The organism is Burkholderia sp. LAS2, from assembly GCF_018417615.1.
Lineage (GTDB): Bacteria > Pseudomonadota > Gammaproteobacteria > Burkholderiales > Burkholderiaceae > Burkholderia > Burkholderia sola.
Genome location: NZ_CP071052.1, coordinates 398,620 through 412,970, shown reverse-complemented (window position 1 = coordinate 412,970; position 14,351 = coordinate 398,620). Strand labels below are relative to the sequence as shown.

13 protein-coding genes and 1 tRNA gene are annotated in these 14,351 nt (G+C 67.7%); 9 read left to right on the top strand and 5 right to left on the bottom strand.

Annotation, left to right across the window (positions count from 1 at the left end; genetic code table 11):
- Window positions 1–55: 55 nt before the first annotated feature.
- The 6 genes from JYG37_RS01930 (at window position 56) to JYG37_RS01905 (ending at window position 4,267) form a co-directional block, all read left to right on the top strand.
- A tRNA-Phe gene (locus JYG37_RS01930) sits at window positions 56–131 on the top strand.
- 350 nt (window positions 132–481) lie between these two features.
- Window positions 482–1,216, top strand: a complete 735-nt coding sequence (gene queC / locus JYG37_RS01925; RefSeq protein WP_050011125.1) for a 7-cyano-7-deazaguanine synthase QueC — start codon at window positions 482–484, stop codon at window positions 1,214–1,216.
- 76 nt (window positions 1,217–1,292) lie between these two features.
- Window positions 1,293–1,925, top strand: a complete 633-nt coding sequence (queE, locus tag JYG37_RS01920) for a 7-carboxy-7-deazaguanine synthase (RefSeq protein WP_050011126.1) — start codon at window positions 1,293–1,295, stop codon at window positions 1,923–1,925.
- An 18-nt stretch (window positions 1,926–1,943) separates the two neighbouring features.
- Complete coding sequence (gene queD, locus JYG37_RS01915) at window positions 1,944–2,396, top strand: 6-carboxytetrahydropterin synthase QueD (protein ID WP_050011127.1); 453 nt, start codon at window positions 1,944–1,946, stop codon at window positions 2,394–2,396.
- A gap of 333 nt (window positions 2,397–2,729) precedes the next feature.
- Window positions 2,730–3,515, top strand: a complete 786-nt coding sequence (locus JYG37_RS01910) for an HpcH/HpaI aldolase family protein (protein ID WP_050011128.1) — start codon at window positions 2,730–2,732, stop codon at window positions 3,513–3,515.
- Window positions 3,512–4,267, top strand: coding sequence for a tetratricopeptide repeat protein (locus JYG37_RS01905; protein ID WP_213345836.1), 756 nt, complete (start codon window positions 3,512–3,514; stop codon window positions 4,265–4,267). Before JYG37_RS01910 ends, JYG37_RS01905 begins: the two co-directional genes overlap by 4 nt.
- A gap of 67 nt (window positions 4,268–4,334) precedes the next feature.
- Here JYG37_RS01905 and rodA read toward each other — a convergent pair whose 3' ends face one another.
- The 5 genes from rodA to JYG37_RS01880 all read right to left on the bottom strand — a co-directional run bounded on the left by rodA (window position 4,335) and on the right by JYG37_RS01880 (window position 10,641).
- Window positions 4,335–5,483, bottom strand: coding sequence for a rod shape-determining protein RodA (rodA, locus tag JYG37_RS01900; protein ID WP_050011130.1), 1,149 nt, complete (start codon window positions 5,481–5,483; stop codon window positions 4,335–4,337).
- A gap of 11 nt (window positions 5,484–5,494) precedes the next feature.
- Window positions 5,495–7,783, bottom strand: a complete 2,289-nt coding sequence (gene mrdA / locus JYG37_RS01895; RefSeq protein ID WP_124556230.1) for a penicillin-binding protein 2 — start codon at window positions 7,781–7,783, stop codon at window positions 5,495–5,497.
- Window positions 7,784–7,884: 101 nt separating this feature from the next.
- The gene (mreD, locus tag JYG37_RS01890) at window positions 7,885–8,397 is read right to left on the bottom strand and encodes a rod shape-determining protein MreD (RefSeq protein WP_006477476.1); all 513 of its coding nucleotides are present in this window, start codon (window positions 8,395–8,397) and stop codon (window positions 7,885–7,887) included.
- Window positions 8,394–9,470 carry a rod shape-determining protein MreC gene (gene mreC, locus JYG37_RS01885; protein ID WP_213345835.1) on the bottom strand — a complete coding sequence of 359 codons (1,077 nt, stop codon included), beginning with the start codon at window positions 9,468–9,470 and terminating at the stop codon, window positions 8,394–8,396. Before mreC ends, mreD begins: the two co-directional genes overlap by 4 nt.
- A 127-nt stretch (window positions 9,471–9,597) precedes the next feature.
- Window positions 9,598–10,641 (bottom strand): rod shape-determining protein, encoded by a 1,044-nt coding sequence (locus JYG37_RS01880; RefSeq protein WP_004189550.1) that lies wholly within the window; start codon window positions 10,639–10,641, stop codon window positions 9,598–9,600.
- Window positions 10,642–11,008: 367 nt separating this feature from the next.
- Here JYG37_RS01880 and gatC point away from each other — a divergent pair, with 367 nt between their 5' ends.
- The 3 genes from gatC (at window position 11,009) to gatB (ending at window position 14,343) form a co-directional block, all read left to right on the top strand.
- A complete protein-coding gene (gatC, locus tag JYG37_RS01875) occupies window positions 11,009–11,308 on the top strand; it encodes an Asp-tRNA(Asn)/Glu-tRNA(Gln) amidotransferase subunit GatC (RefSeq protein ID WP_006485929.1) in 300 nt (99 codons plus the stop codon).
- Between the two features lie 69 nt (window positions 11,309–11,377).
- Window positions 11,378–12,868 (top strand): Asp-tRNA(Asn)/Glu-tRNA(Gln) amidotransferase subunit GatA, encoded by a 1,491-nt coding sequence (gene gatA / locus JYG37_RS01870; protein WP_006494379.1) that lies wholly within the window; start codon window positions 11,378–11,380, stop codon window positions 12,866–12,868.
- A gap of 2 nt (window positions 12,869–12,870) precedes the next feature.
- A complete protein-coding gene (gene gatB / locus JYG37_RS01865; protein ID WP_050011133.1) occupies window positions 12,871–14,343 on the top strand; it encodes an Asp-tRNA(Asn)/Glu-tRNA(Gln) amidotransferase subunit GatB in 1,473 nt (490 codons plus the stop codon).
- Window positions 14,344–14,351: the final 8 nt, after the last annotated feature.

Genomic DNA, 14,351 nt, shown 5'->3' with positions numbered 1-14,351 from the left:
TTCGCGAAAGCACTTGCTCGGGGCCGAATAGCTCGATATACTTTCATTCTTCGTTGGCCCGGTAGCTCAGTTGGTAGAGCAGCGGATTGAAAATCCGCGTGTCGATGGTTCGATTCCGTCCCAGGCCACCAGCATTTAAAACCCCAAGAATCGGAAGGTTCTTGGGGTTTTTCGTTTGTGGTGGATATCGCGCGTCGTGAGCGGCGGGCCCGGCAGCATTCGCCGGGGCATGATAAAATCCGTGCCCGCTCAATGACTTAGCGCATCGCTTCATGCGCATGGCAGGCTGCCCGCGGCGCACCTGCCGTGGCGCGCGGCCACGATGCCGCGCGATGAGCGGTATAAGCGCGCCGCCGCATTCGCGGCCGACCGCGCTGCCTATACTGGTCGGGCCGGCGCAGGCCGGCCGCGTCGGCCGCCCGGTGGCAGCCGGCCTCGGGGCGCAGTGCGACGCGAGCCTACACATTCACGGAGTATCACGGTGATTCGGACAGACGCTAAAGACGGCGCGCTCGTGTTGTTTTCCGGCGGGCAGGACTCCGCCACGTGCGTGGCATGGGCCCTCGAGCGCTACCAGACGGTCGAGACGCTCGGCTTCGATTACGGCCAGCGTCATCGCGTCGAACTCGAGTGCCGCGAAGGCGTGCGCGAAGCGCTGAAGCGCAAGTTTCCGGCGTGGTCGGACCGGCTCGGCGACGATCACATGATCGACCTGTCGGTGCTCGGCGCGATCAGCGATACCGCGATGACGCGCACGATCGAGATCGAGACGACGGCCAACGGCCTGCCGAACACGTTCGTGCCGGGCCGCAACCTGATGTTCATGACGATCGCCGCGGCGATCGCCTATCGCCGCGGGCTGCGCGTGCTGGTCGGCGGGATGTGCGAGACCGATTTCTCCGGCTATCCGGACTGCCGCGACGACACGATGAAGGCGCTGCAGGTCGCGCTGAATCTCGGGATGGATACGCGCATCGTGCTCGAGACGCCGCTGATGTGGCTCGACAAGGCGCAGACCTGGCAGCTCGCCGAACAGCTCGGCGGCAACGCGCTCGTCGAACTGATCCGCGTCGAGACGCACACGTGCTACGTGGGCGAGCGTGCGGAGCTGCACGACTGGGGCTTCGGCTGCGGCGAATGCCCGGCCTGCAAGCTGCGCAAGCGCGGCTACGAGGCCTACCTGAAGGGCGAGCGGGTGACCGAAGCGCCGCTGTGACGCGGCTCGCGCGGGCAGCGCTTGATGGACAACGGATTCTGATCGACAACGAGCGGCGCGAGCCGGACGAAGCACGATGACTTACGCGGTCAAGGAAATTTTCTACACGTTGCAGGGCGAGGGCGCGAATGCGGGCCGGCCGGCCGTGTTCTGCCGGTTCGCCGGCTGCAACCTGTGGTCGGGCCGCGAAGAGGATCGTGCGGAGGCCGTGTGCCGCTTCTGCGATACGGATTTCGTCGGCACCGACGGCGAGAACGGCGGCAAGTTCAAGGATGCCGCCGCGCTCGTCGCGACGATCGCCGGCCTGTGGCCGGACGGCGAAGCGCACCGCTTCGTCGTCTGCACGGGCGGCGAGCCGATGCTGCAGCTCGACCAGCCGCTCGTCGACGCGCTGCATGCGGCCGGCTTCGAGATCGCGATCGAGACCAATGGTTCGCTGCCGGTGCTCGACACGATCGACTGGATCTGCGTGAGCCCGAAGGCCGATGCGCCGCTCGTCGTCACGAAGGGCAACGAACTGAAGGTCGTCGTGCCGCAGGACAACCAGCGGCTCGCCGACTACGCGAAGCTCGATTTCGAGTATTTTCTCGTGCAGCCGATGGACGGCCCGTCGCGCGACCTCAACACGAAGCTCGCGATCGACTGGTGCAAGCGTCATCCGCAGTGGCGGCTGTCGATGCAGACCCACAAATATCTGAACATTCCCTGAGCCACGGCCTTTGACATCGTGCTGATTACCCGAAAACTCGAATTCGACGCGGGCCACCGCATTCCCGATCACCGCAGCCAGTGCAGGAACCTGCACGGCCATCGCTACGTGCTCGAAATCACGCTGCGCGGCGATCTCGTCGATACCGAGGGCGCGCCCGACCGCGGCATGGTGATGGATTTCGCCGACGTGAAGGCGCTCGCGATGGAGCACCTCGTCAGCAAGTGGGACCACGCGTTCCTGGTCTATGCGCGCGACGACGTCGTGCGCTCGTTCCTCGAGCAGATGGCCGACCACAAGACCGTCGTGATCGACCGGATCCCGACCGTCGAGAACCTCGCGGCGATCGCGTTCGACCGCCTCGCGAACGTGTACGACGCGCACTACGGCGTGAACCTGCGCCTCGAGCGCGTGCGCTTGTACGAAACGCCGAACTGCTGGGCCGACGTCGAGCGCCAGTCCGGCCGCTGATCCTGCCTGCACCGGCAGCCCCGCCGTCCGGCGCGGGCTGCCCGTCACCGCGCCTGGCGGTGTCGCCTCCCGCCGTCCCGCGCCGGTACGGCTTCCCCCGTCTGTTCCCGCATCGAGCACCCCGCCGCGCTATGATCGTCGTGCGGCACCGAAAAACGCGCGCGTGGGCGATCGCGCGGCCCGCGCTGTCAGATCGGCCGTCCCGGTCCGACTCACGTTCTGCGGCGCGCGGTCTGCGGCCGCCGCCATGCTTCGATTGCTTGGGCGGTGCGCGTTTCGCTTTGCCTGTTGCTTGTCCCGTTCGATTGCCGTTCCGTTCCGGAGGCCGTATCGATGAGCACGCTCACCAATTCCCTCAAACAACGCCTGCGCGACGGTGACGAGCCGCTGTACGGCCTGTGGCTGTCGCTCGGCAGCGACTCGGCCGCGGAAGCGCTCGCGCATGCCGGTTACGACTGGCTCTGCATCGACATGGAGCATGCGCCGAACGACAGTCGCGACGTGGCATCGCAACTGCGCGCGATCGCCGCGGCGCACCTGCCGAGCGAGCCGGTCGTGCGCGTGCCGGCGCGCGAGCCGTGGCTCGTGAAGCGCGCGCTCGACGCCGGCGCGCGCACGCTGATGTTCCCGTGTATCGAGTCGCCCGACGACGCCGCGCACGCGGTGCGGCTCACGCGCTTCCCGTCGCCGGAATCGCCGGACGGGCTGCGCGGCGTGGCCGGCATGGTGCGCGCGGCGGCATTCGGCATGCGCCGCGACTACCTGCAGACGGCGAATGCGCAAGTCGCGGTGGTCGTGCAGGTCGAATCGGCGCGCGGCGTCGACGAAGTCGAGCGGATCGCGGCGACGCCCGGCGTCGATTGCCTGTTCGTCGGCCCGGCCGATCTCGCGGCGAGCCTCGGGCATCTCGGCGATATCCGCCACCCGGACGTCGAAACCGCGATGGCGCGCGTGCTCGCGGCCGGCAAGCAGGCGGGCGTCGCGGTCGGCATCTTCGCCGGCGATACGGCGGCCGCGCGCCAGTATCGCGACGCCGGATACCGGATGATTACCGTATCGGCCGACGTGAGCTGGCTGTTGCGCGCGACGCGGCAGGCGTTGCAGGAGGTACGGTCATGAACGGAGCAGACGCTGCGTGCCGCAGGCGGGTGCGGATCGGGACGATGGTCGGGCTGTGGGCCGTGTGGGCGGCGGCCGCCGCGCAGGGCGTGCCGCAAGCGAAGCCCGATCCGGCGCGCGAGACGCAATCGGCGGTCGCCGACTACAACGCCGGCGACTATCGCGCGGCGCTCGTGCAGTTCCACGATGCGGCCGAGCGCGGCGATCGCCTCGCGCAGTTCAACTACGCGATGATGCTGCTGACGGGCGAAGGCGTGACGGCGAACATCGACGAAGGGGTGCGCTGGCTCAAGCGCGCGGCGGACGCGAACATGTCGCACGCGCAGTACGTGTACGGCCGGATGTTCGACGACGGCGAGTTCGTCGCGCGCAACCCGGCAGAAGCGCATCGCTGGTTCTTGCGGGCCGCGAAGCAGGGGCATGTGCAGGCCGAGCTGTCGCTCGCAAACCAGTTCCTCGACGGGCGCGGTACGCCGCGCGACAACCGGCAGGCGTTCACGTGGTACAAGCAGGCCGCCGACGCCGGCGATCCCGTCGCGCAGTACGTGACCGCGTCGTTCTACGAGCGCGGCGGCGACGGCGTCGCGCAGAACCTGAACATCGCGCGCGCGTATTACGCGGCCGCCGCCGCGCAGGGCGACGAGACGGCCGGGCTGAAATTCAAGGAGTTGAGCGCGCGGCTGAAGGCGCCGACGCCGGCATCGGGCGCCGGCGCGGTGCAGCCAGGCAAGCCGTACGCGCCGCCGCAGTAAGCGGCCTGGCCCAATGAAAAACGGCGCCGGGGCGCCGTTTTCGTGTGTCGCGGGGCAGGCCGCGCGGTCAGCTCTTCATCAGCCGCCGCTGCCGCCCGACGCTCATGATCATCCCGATCGCGATGCCGAGCGTCGTGAGCGCGGTGCCGCCGTAGCTCATGAACGGCAGCGGCACGCCGACGACCGGCAGCACGCCGCTCACCATCCCGATGTTGACGAACGCGTAGACGAAGAACGCGAGCGTGAGCGAGCCCGCGAGCAGCCGGCCGAACTGCGTCGCGCCCTGCGCGGCGATGTAGAGGCCGCGTGCGATCAGCGCCATGTACAGCGTCAGCAGCACGAGCCCGCCGGCGAGGCCCCATTCCTCGGAGAACACCGCGAAGATGAAGTCGGTGTGCTTTTCCGGAATGAATTCGAGGTGCGCCTGCGTGCCTTTCAGGTAGCCCTTGCCGAGCGCGCCGCCCGAGCCGATCGCGATCACGGCCTGGATCGTGTGGAAGCCCTTGCCGAGCGGGTCGGACGTGGGGTCGAGCAGTGTGCACACACGGTGCTTCTGGTAGTCGTGCATCAGCGGCCACTGCACTTCGGGCTGGCAGATGCGTTCCTCGAACACGGCGATCGAGCCGACCGCGATCACGCCCGCGACGAGCACGGGCACGATCAGCTTGAACGACAGGCCGGCGAGGTAGATCACGAAGAAGCCGGCCGCGAACACGAGCAGGCCCGTGCCGAGGTCGGGCTGCTTCGCGATCAGCCCGACCGGCACCATCAGGATCCCGAACGCGGCGACGAAGTCGTACCAGCGCAGCCCGCCTTCGCGGCGCTGGTAGTACCACGCGAGCATCAGCGGCGTCGCGATCTTCAGGATTTCCGACGGCTGGATCACGACGCCGACGTTCAGCCAGCGCTTCGCGCCCTTCTTGGTCATCCCGAACAGCGCGACGGCAATCAGCAGCGCGACCCCGAACGTATAGAGCGGGACCGCGAAGCGCATCAGCGTGGTCGGCGGGATGTTGGCGATCACCCACATCAGCACGAACGTCAGCAGAATGTTGCGCAACTGGTCCTCGACGCGGCCCGGCACGTCGATCGACGCGCTGTACAGCGTGACGATGCCGACGCACAGCAGCAGGAACACGATGAGGGCGAGCGGGCGGTCGAAGCCCGCGAACATCTGCTTGATCTTGTCGAGCCAGGCGCGCTTGTCGAATTGCATGCCTTTCTCCGTTAATGAGCGGTGCCGGCGTCCGCCGCTTTCGCGGGGGCCGTTGCGCGGTGGTTGTCGTCCCGCGGCGTGGCGACGACCGGCTGCGCGTCGCTGGCGGGCCGGCGCGGCCGGTGCGGGCGCCGGATCGGCGGCAGGCTCGCGGCCATCGGCGCCGCGGCGCTCGCGTCGGCCGGCGCGGTGGCGCTGGCGCTAGCCGGCCCCGAGGCACCCGACGCCCCCGATGCAGCCGATGCCGCATCGGCCGCGCTGGCCGCCGACGGCACGACCGGCTGCGGCAGCGCGGTGAAGCCGGCCGCGATCGTGGCGGGCTTGGACGTGTCGCCGACCACCGGCGCGCTCACCGGCTCGGTGGCCGACGCCGCGGCGGCCACGGCCGCGGCTTCGTTCTTCGGGTTCTGGCGCTCGACGAGGTAGTAGTCGAGCACGCGCCGCGCGATCGGGCCGGCGGCCTGCGCGCCCCAGCCGCCGTTCTCGACGACCAGCGCAATGGCGATCTGCGGATGGTCGACCGGCGCGTACGCGATGAACAGCGCGTGGTCGCGCAGGTGCTCGGCGAGCAGGTGGCCCTTGTAGTTCGAGCCCTGCAGCGAGAACACCTGCGCGGTCCCGGTCTTGCCGGCCGCGAGGTACGGCACGCCGCGGAACACCTTGTACGCGGTGCCGGACGGGTTCTCGATCACGTTCTCCATCCCGCGCTTCACGACGTCGATGTCGGCCGCCTTCAGCGGGATCACGTCGCTTTCCTTCGGCACGGTCAGGTGGCGCGCACGCGAGATCGGATCCTCGACTTCCTTCACGAGGTGAGGCTTCATCACGACGCCGTTGTTCGCGAGCGTCGCCGTGGCGTGCGCGAGCTGCAGGATCGTGAACGAGTTGTAGCCCTGGCCGATCCCGAGGCTGATCGTCTCGCCGTCGAACCACTTCTGCTGCGCCGCTTTCTTGAACGCCTTCTTCTTCCAGTCGGTCGACGGCAGGATCCCGCGCGCCTCGCCCTGGATGTCGATCCCGGTGATCTGGCCGAAGCCGAACGGCTTCATGAAGTTCGCGATCGCGTTCACGCCGAGGTCGCGCGCGAGCATGTAGAAGTAGGTGTCGTTCGACACCATGATCGCCTTGTTCATGTCGACCCAGCCCTGGCCCGAGCGCACGTCGTTGCGGAACGTGTGGCCGCCGAACGTGAAGTAGCCGGGATCCTGGAAGCCCCAGCCCGGTGTGCGCTTGCCGAGCGTCAGGCCGGCGAGCGCCATGAACGGCTTGTACGTCGAGCCCGGCGGGTAGGTGCCGTGCAGCGGGCGATTCAGCAGCGGCTTGTCGGGCGAGTTGTTCAGCTCGTCCCAGGTCTGCTGGTCGATGCCGTCGACGAACGAGTTCGGGTCGAAGCTTGGCGACGACACGAACGCGAGCACGTCGCCCGTCTTCGGCTCGATCGCGACGAGCGCGCCGCGCTTGCCGGCGAACGCCTGCTCGGCGACCTGCTGCAGCCCGATGTCGAGCGACAGCACGAGGTTGTTGCCGGGCGTCGCCTGCGTGCGCGACAGCGTGCGCACCGGCCGGCCGCCGGCCGTCACCTCGACTTCCTCGAAACCCGTCAGCCCGTGCAGCTCGGTTTCGTAGCTCTGCTCGACGCCGATCTTGCCGATGTAGTCGGTGCCCTTGTAGTTGTTCGCGTCGCGGCGCGGATCGTAGTGCTCCTGGTCGCTGTCGTTGTCGTCGCTCATCGCGTCGATGCGATCCTGGTCGCGCTTCGAGATCCGGCCGATATAGCCGATCACGTGCGCGGCCGTCATGCCGAGCGGGTACTGACGGAACAGCCGCGCGCGCACGTCGACGCCGGGGAAGCGGAAACGCTGCGCGGTGAAGCGCGCGACTTCCGCGTCGGTGAGCCGCGTGCGGATCGGCAGGCTCTCGAAGTTCTTCGAGTCTTCCTGCAGCTTCTTGAAGCGGCGGCGGTCGCGTGCGTCGATCGGGATGATCTCGGACAGCTTGTCGATCGTGTTGTCGAGCGTGTCGTCGAGCTTCGACGGCGTGATCTCGAGCGTGTACGCCGAGTAGTTCTTCGCGAGGATCACGCCGTTGCGGTCGGTGATGATCCCGCGGTTCGGCACGATCGGCGCGACGGAGATGCGGTTTTCCTCGGCCTGCAGCGCGTATTTGCCGTGCTGCATCAGCTGCAGGTAGAAGAAGCGGCTCGCGAGCAGCCCGAAGCAGACGAACACGAACACGCCCGCCGCCGCGACGCGCAGGCGGAACCTCGAGAGCTGCTGTTGGGTGTCGTTGAATTCGGTCATTTAAGGGCAATCTGGCCCGCGCGCGGGCGCGGGCGAGGTGCCGCCCCGGAGCGCGGCGCGCGGCGGGCGTGGGGGCGGCGGGTATTCAAGGTCGGTCCGGCTCAGATCGGTCGCGTATCGTCCGGGTCGACCGGGCGGCGTTGCGGCATCAGCAGCAGGTGGCTCGCGATCGGCCACAGCGCGGCTTCGACGAAACCGTCGACCAGATAGCGCCAGCCGGGGAACGCGGCGCCCATCAGCAGGCGGATCACGAACGGCACGAGCTGCGCGGCGACGAGCAGCGGCGTGACGTACAGCACCTGCACGCCGATCGGCATCCACAGCACGCGGCGGTGGATCGTGATCGCGCCGTACGACAGCAGCGTATAGGCGAGCGCGTGCTCGCCGAGCAGCCCCGCGTCGTGCACGTCCATCAGGATGCCGAGCGCGAACGCGACGCCCATCCCGACCTTGCGCGGTTGATGGATGTTCCAGAAGAGCAGCACGAGCGCGACGAAGTCGGGCACGCCGGGCAGGCGGCCCCACGGCATCAGGTTCAGCAGGAACGCGGCGGCGAGGCTGAAGACGATGAAATACGGATTGACCGGCTGCAGGATGTATTGCGGGCGGTTCATCGCTGGGCTCCTGATTGCCCGGCGGCGGGCTTCGCGGGCGCGGCGGCCGGTTGGGCCGGCGCGGCAGGCGCCGCGGGCGCCGGCTTTGCGCCGGACTGGGCCGCGGCGGCCGGCTTCGCGTTCGCGTCGGCCTTGTCGGTTTTCTCCGCTTTGTCGCTCTTCGCGGCGGCTTTCGCGCCCTTCTTGCCCTTCGCGTTCTTCTCGGTCGCGGGATCAAGCTCGGCCGGGCGCGGCGGGATGTCGTTCCGGTAATGCAACACGAGCATCTGGCGCGCGCCGCGCACGGCCGCGACCGGTGCGCAGGTCACGCGGGCGAACGCGGTATCGGCGAGCTTGTCGACGCGCACGACCTTCGCGACCGGCAGTCCGGGCGGATAGACGCCGTCGAGGCCGCTCGTGACGAGCTCGTCGCCGGCGACGAGATCCGCGCTCGTCGGCACGAAGCGCAGGTCGAGCGAATCGCCCTTCGGCGTGCCGTAGATCACGCTGCGCAGGCCGGTGCGCAGCACCTGCACGGGGATCGCGAGATCGCGGTCGGTGACCAGCGTGACTTCGGATTGCAGCGGGAACACGCGCGTGACCTGACCGATCACGCCGTCCTCGCTGACGACGGGCGAGCCGTCCTGGATGCCTTGCTGCGAGCCTTGGCCGACCACGATCTTCTGCGTGAAGGGATCGCTCGTGTCGTACTGGATCTCGACCGGCGTCGATTGCGTCGCGATGTGCTGGCGCAGTTCGAGCACCGCGCGCAGGTGCGCGTTTTCCTGCGTGAGCACGGCGGCCTGGTTGGCTTGCGTGGACAGTTGCAGGTTGCGCTTGCGCAGGTCGTCGTTCTCGTGGCGCAGCGACGCGCCGGTAACGGCGATGTCGGCCGCGCCCATGAACAGGTCGCGCGGCACGAGCGCCGCGCGTTGCAGCGGGTAGAGCACGGTGCCGAGCACGCCGCGCACGATTTCGAGCGTGCTGAAGCGCGCGTCCGACACGAGGAGCGCGATGGCGAGGGCGACGAAGAAGATGAGCCGCGCGAGCGCGGGCGGACCTTGCTTGAAGAGGGGCGGCGGACTGTATTCCATGGTCGGCGCCGGGCGCGTGTGATCGGTTAAATAATGCTCAGACGCGCAAACGGCGCGGCGGTTCGTTCTGAACGAGCGATCCGGCCACGCCGCGGGTGCGTCATATCAAACGGGACTGCTTAGGCGATCACTCGTACGAGAAGATGCTGCCCAGCTTGTCCATGCGCTCGAGCGCCATGCCCGAACCGCGTACGACGCAGGTGAGCGGATCCTCGGCGACGAGCACCGGCAGGCCGGTTTCTTCCGCGAGCAGGCGATCGAGGTCGCGCAGCAGCGCGCCGCCGCCCGTCAGCATCATCCCGCGTTCGGCGATGTCGGCGCCGAGTTCCGGCGGCGTCTGTTCGAGCGCGATCTTCACCGACGACACGATCTGGTTCAGCGGATCGGTCAGCGCTTCGAGGATTTCGTTGCTGGAGATCGTGAAGCTGCGCGGGATGCCTTCCGACAGGTTGCGGCCCTTCACTTCCATTTCCTTGACTTCGGAGCCCGGGAACGCGGAGCCGATTTCCTTCTTGATCGCCTCGGCGGTCTGCTCGCCGATCAGCATCCCGTAGTTGCGGCGGATGTAGTTGACGATCGCCTCGTCGAACTTGTCGCCGCCGACGCGCACCGAGCCTTTGTACACGATGCCGCCGAGCGAGATCACGCCGACTTCGGTCGTGCCGCCGCCGATGTCGACGACCATCGAGCCGGTGGCTTCGGACACCGGCAGGCCCGCGCCGATCGCGGCCGCCATCGGCTCCTCGATCAGATAGACCTGCGACGCGCCGGCGCCGTGCGCCGCTTCCTTGATCGCGCGGCGCTCGACCTGGGTCGAGCCGCACGGCACGCAGATGATGATGCGCGGCGACGGCGAGAACATGCGCGACTCGTGGGCCGTCTTGATGAACTGCTTGATCATCTGCTCGGTGACGGTGAAGTCGGCGATCACGCCGTCCTTCATCGGGCGGATCGCCTCGATGTTGCCCGGCACCTTGCCGAGCATCTGCTTGGCTTCCTTGCCGACCGCCTGGATCGTCTTCTTGCCGTTGGGGCCGCCTTCCTGGCGGATCGACACGACGGACGGCTCATCGAGGACGATGCCCTTGCCGCGCATGTAGATCAGGGTGTTTGCGGTGCCGAGGTCGATCGCGAGATCGTTGGAGAAGTAGCTGCGCAAAAAACCGAACATTCAGAATCCTGTTTCGCTCTGGGCCGGCCCTGCATAGCGAGCGCTGAGGGCGGCAGCGGAAAAAATAACAGCCTCGGGAAGCGTGGCGGAAGCGGCCGCCGCGGCGCACGAAGCTGCGAGTGATGTCTACCGGGGATCGCACGAAGCACGCACGGCTTGCCGAAACAGGGCGAAACGGTGCGGGAAAAGGCTGCCGGGTTTGGGTCGAACGCGTAATGATACCTTATAATTTCTCGGTATTTGAATCGAAACGGGCGGTATTTTTGCCGCTTCGGCCCCGATTTTTGAGGGTGGGATCGCACCCTCCAACCCCCCGCCGCAGTGCTGTCGTCGATGCACTGCGCAGCCTTGTTTTTCCGGTGATCGCATGGCCCTGACCCTGACCGATGTGAAACGCATCGCGCACCTGGCGCGACTCGAAATGGCCGACGCCGACGCCGAGCACATGCTCGGCCAGCTCAATGAATTCTTCGGCCTCGTCGAACAGATGCAGGCGGTCGACACCGCCGGCATCGCGCCGCTCGCCCACCCGATCGAACAGATCCAGGAAGTCGCGCAGCGCCTGCGCGACGACGCCGTGACGGAAGTCGTCGATCGCGACGACAACCAGCGTCCGGCGCCGGCCGTCCAGGACGGCCTCTATCTCGTGCCGAAGGTGATCGAGTAAGCATTCGATGACAAGCGCGCCGGCCGTCCAGCGCCGCGCGCCACCCAGAATTCCCAGGAAAACCACTCAATGCACGCAAAAAGCCTGACCGAACTGCGCGCCGCGCTCGCCGCCAAGGAATGCTCGGCCGTCGAGCTCGCGCAGCACTACCTGAAACGGATCGACGCCGCGCGCGACCTGAACGCGTTCGTCCACGTCGACGCCGACCTCACCCTCGCGCAGGCGAAAGCCGCCGACGCGGAACTCGCCCGCGGTGCGGGCGGCGCGCTGACCGGCCTGCCGATCGCGCACAAGGACGTGTTCGTCACGCGCGGCTGGCGCTCGACCGCCGGCTCGAAGATGCTCGCGAACTACGAGAGCCCGTTCGACGCGACCGTCGTCGCCCGCCTGCAGGCGGCCGGCATGGTCACGCTCGGCAAGACCAACATGGACGAGTTCGCGATGGGCTCGTCCAACGAGAATTCGGCGTTCGGCGCGGTGAAGAACCCGTGGGACACGAACGCGGTGCCGGGCGGCAGCTCGGGCGGCAGCTCGGCCGCCGTCGCCGCGCGCCTCGCGCCGGCCGCGACCGGCACCGACACCGGCGGCTCGATCCGCCAGCCCGCGTCGTTCGCGGGCGTGACGGGCATCAAGCCGACCTACGGCCGCGTGTCGCGCTACGGGATGATCGCGTTCGCGTCGTCGCTCGACCAGGGTGGCCCGATGGCGCAGAGCGCGTCCGATTGCGCGCTGCTGCTGAACGCGATGGCGGGCTTCGACGAGCGCGACTCGACGAGCCTCGAGCGCGACGACGAAGACTTCACGCGCCACCTCGGCCAGCCGTGGGCGGCCGGCAACGACGCGGGCAAGCCGCTCGCGGGCCTGCGCATCGGCTTGCCGAACGAGTATTTCGGCGCCGGCCTCGCCGACGACGTGCGCGCGACGATCGACGCGGCGCTCAAGCAATACGAAGCGCTCGGCGCGACGCTCGTGCCGGTGTCGCTGCCGAAGACGGAACTGTCGATCCCCGTGTACTACGTGATCGCGCCGGCGGAAGCGTCGTCGAACCTGTCGCGTTTCGATGGCGTGCGCTTCGGCCACCGCGCCGCGCAGTACGGCGACCTGCTCGACATGTACAAGAAGTCGCGCGCCGAAGGCTTCGGGCCGGAGGTGAAGCGCCGGATTCTGGTCGGCACGTACGTGCTGTCGCACGGCTACTACGACGCGTACTACCTGCAGGCGCAGAAGATCCGCCGCATCATCGCGAACGATTTCCAGGAAGCGTTCAAGTCCTGCGACGTGATCATGGGCCCGGCGTCGCCGACGGTCGCATGGGATCTCGGCGCGAAGGGCGACGATCCGGTGCAGATGTATCTCGCCGATATCTATACGCTGTCGGTGAGCCTCGCCGGCCTGCCCGGCATGAGCGTGCCGTGCGGCTTCGGCGCGGGCGCGAACGCGCAGCGTCCGGTCGGCCTGCAGATCATCGGCAACTATTTCAACGAAGCCCGGATGCTGCAGGTCGCGGATGCGTTCCAGCGCGCGACCGACTGGCACAAGCAAGTTCCGGCGGGGGTGTAAGCATGACTCAATGGGAAGTCGTTATCGGTCTCGAGACGCACGCGCAACTGTCGACCGTCTCGAAGATTTTCTCGGGCGCCTCGACGCAGTTCGGCGCGGAGCCGAACACGCAGGCGTGCCCGGTCGACCTGGCGCTGCCGGGCGTGCTGCCGGTGCTGAACCGCGGCGCGGTCGAGCGGGCGATCCGCTTCGGCCTCGCGATCGGCTCGACCATCGCGCCGCGCAGCATCTTCGCGCGCAAGAATTATTTCTACCCCGATCTGCCGAAGGGCTATCAGATCAGCCAGTACGAGATTCCGGTCGTGCAGGGCGGCCAGATCACGATCCAGGTGCCGGCCAACGAAAAGGCCGGCAAGGCCGCGTACGAGAAGACCGTCAACCTGACCCGCGCGCACCTCGAGGAAGACGCGGGCAAGTCGCTGCATGAAGACTTCGCCGGGATGACGGGCATCGATCTGAACCGTGCCGGCACGCCGCTGCTCGAGATCGTCACCGAGCCGGAAATGCGCAGCGCGGCAGAGGCCGTTGCGTACGCGAAGGCGCTGCACGCGCTCGTCGTGTGGCTCGGCATCTGCGACGGCAACATGCAGGAAGGCTCGTTCCGCTGCGACGCGAACGTGTCGGTGCGCCCGGTCGGCCAGGAGAAATTCGGCACGCGCGCGGAAATCAAGAACCTGAACTCGTTCCGGTTCCTCGAGGAAGCGATCAACTACGAAGTGCGTCGCCAGATCGAGCTGATCGAGGACGGCGGCGAAGTCGTGCAGGAAACGCGCCTGTACGATCCGGACAAGCGCGAGACGCGGTCGATGCGCAGCAAGGAAGACGCGCACGATTACCGCTACTTCCCGGACCCCGACCTGATGCCGCTCGTGATCGGCCAGGACTGGGTCGAGCGTGTGCAGTCGGGCATGCCCGAACTGCCGGCCGCGATGCAGCAGCGCTTCGTCGACGAGTACGGCGTGTCCGCGTACGACGCGGGCGTGCTGACGTCGAGCAAGGCGATGGCCGCGTACTTCGAATCGGTGGTCGCGAAGGCCGGCGCGGCGAATGCGAAGATCGTCGCGAACTGGCTGATGGGCGACGTGTCGTCGCAACTGAACCGCGACGGCATCGAGATCGACGCGATTCCGGTGTCGGCCGCGCAACTCGCGCTGTTGCTGCAGCGCATCGCCGACGGCACGATCTCGAACAAGATCGCGAAGGAAATCTTCGCGACGATCTGGGACGAGAAGGCGACCGACGAAGGTGCGGCCGACCGCATCATCGACGCGAAGGGCCTGAAGCAGATCTCCGACACCGGCGCGCTGGAAGCGATCATCGACGAAGTGCTCGCGGCGAACGCGAAATCGGTCGAGGAATTCCGCGCGGGCAAGGAAAAGGCGTTCAACGCGCTGATCGGCCAGGCGATGAAGGCGACCAAGGGCAAGGCCAATCCGCAGCAGGTCAACGAACTGCTGAAGAAGAAGCTCGGCTGAGCATGCGC

Bases quoted from the DNA above. Each gene is read 5' to 3' on its own strand.
- queE (WP_050011126.1), top strand. From the start codon at position 1,293: ATGACTTACGCGGTCAAGGAAATTTTCTACACGTTGCAGGGCGAGGGC.
- JYG37_RS01910 (WP_050011128.1), top strand. From the start codon at position 2,730: ATGAGCACGCTCACCAATTCCCTCAAACAACGCCTGCGCGACGGTGAC.
- JYG37_RS01905 (WP_213345836.1), top strand. From the start codon at position 3,512: ATGAACGGAGCAGACGCTGCGTGCCGCAGGCGGGTGCGGATCGGGACG.
- rodA (WP_050011130.1), bottom strand. From the start codon at position 5,483: ATGCAATTCGACAAGCGCGCCTGGCTCGACAAGATCAAGCAGATGTTC.
- mrdA (WP_124556230.1), bottom strand. From the start codon at position 7,783: ATGACCGAATTCAACGACACCCAACAGCAGCTCTCGAGGTTCCGCCTG.
- mreD (WP_006477476.1), bottom strand. From the start codon at position 8,397: ATGAACCGCCCGCAATACATCCTGCAGCCGGTCAATCCGTATTTCATC.
- mreC (WP_213345835.1), bottom strand. From the start codon at position 9,470: ATGGAATACAGTCCGCCGCCCCTCTTCAAGCAAGGTCCGCCCGCGCTC.
- JYG37_RS01880 (WP_004189550.1), bottom strand. From the start codon at position 10,641: ATGTTCGGTTTTTTGCGCAGCTACTTCTCCAACGATCTCGCGATCGAC.
- gatC (WP_006485929.1), top strand. From the start codon at position 11,009: ATGGCCCTGACCCTGACCGATGTGAAACGCATCGCGCACCTGGCGCGA.
- gatA (WP_006494379.1), top strand. From the start codon at position 11,378: ATGCACGCAAAAAGCCTGACCGAACTGCGCGCCGCGCTCGCCGCCAAG.
- gatB (WP_050011133.1), top strand. From the start codon at position 12,871: ATGACTCAATGGGAAGTCGTTATCGGTCTCGAGACGCACGCGCAACTG.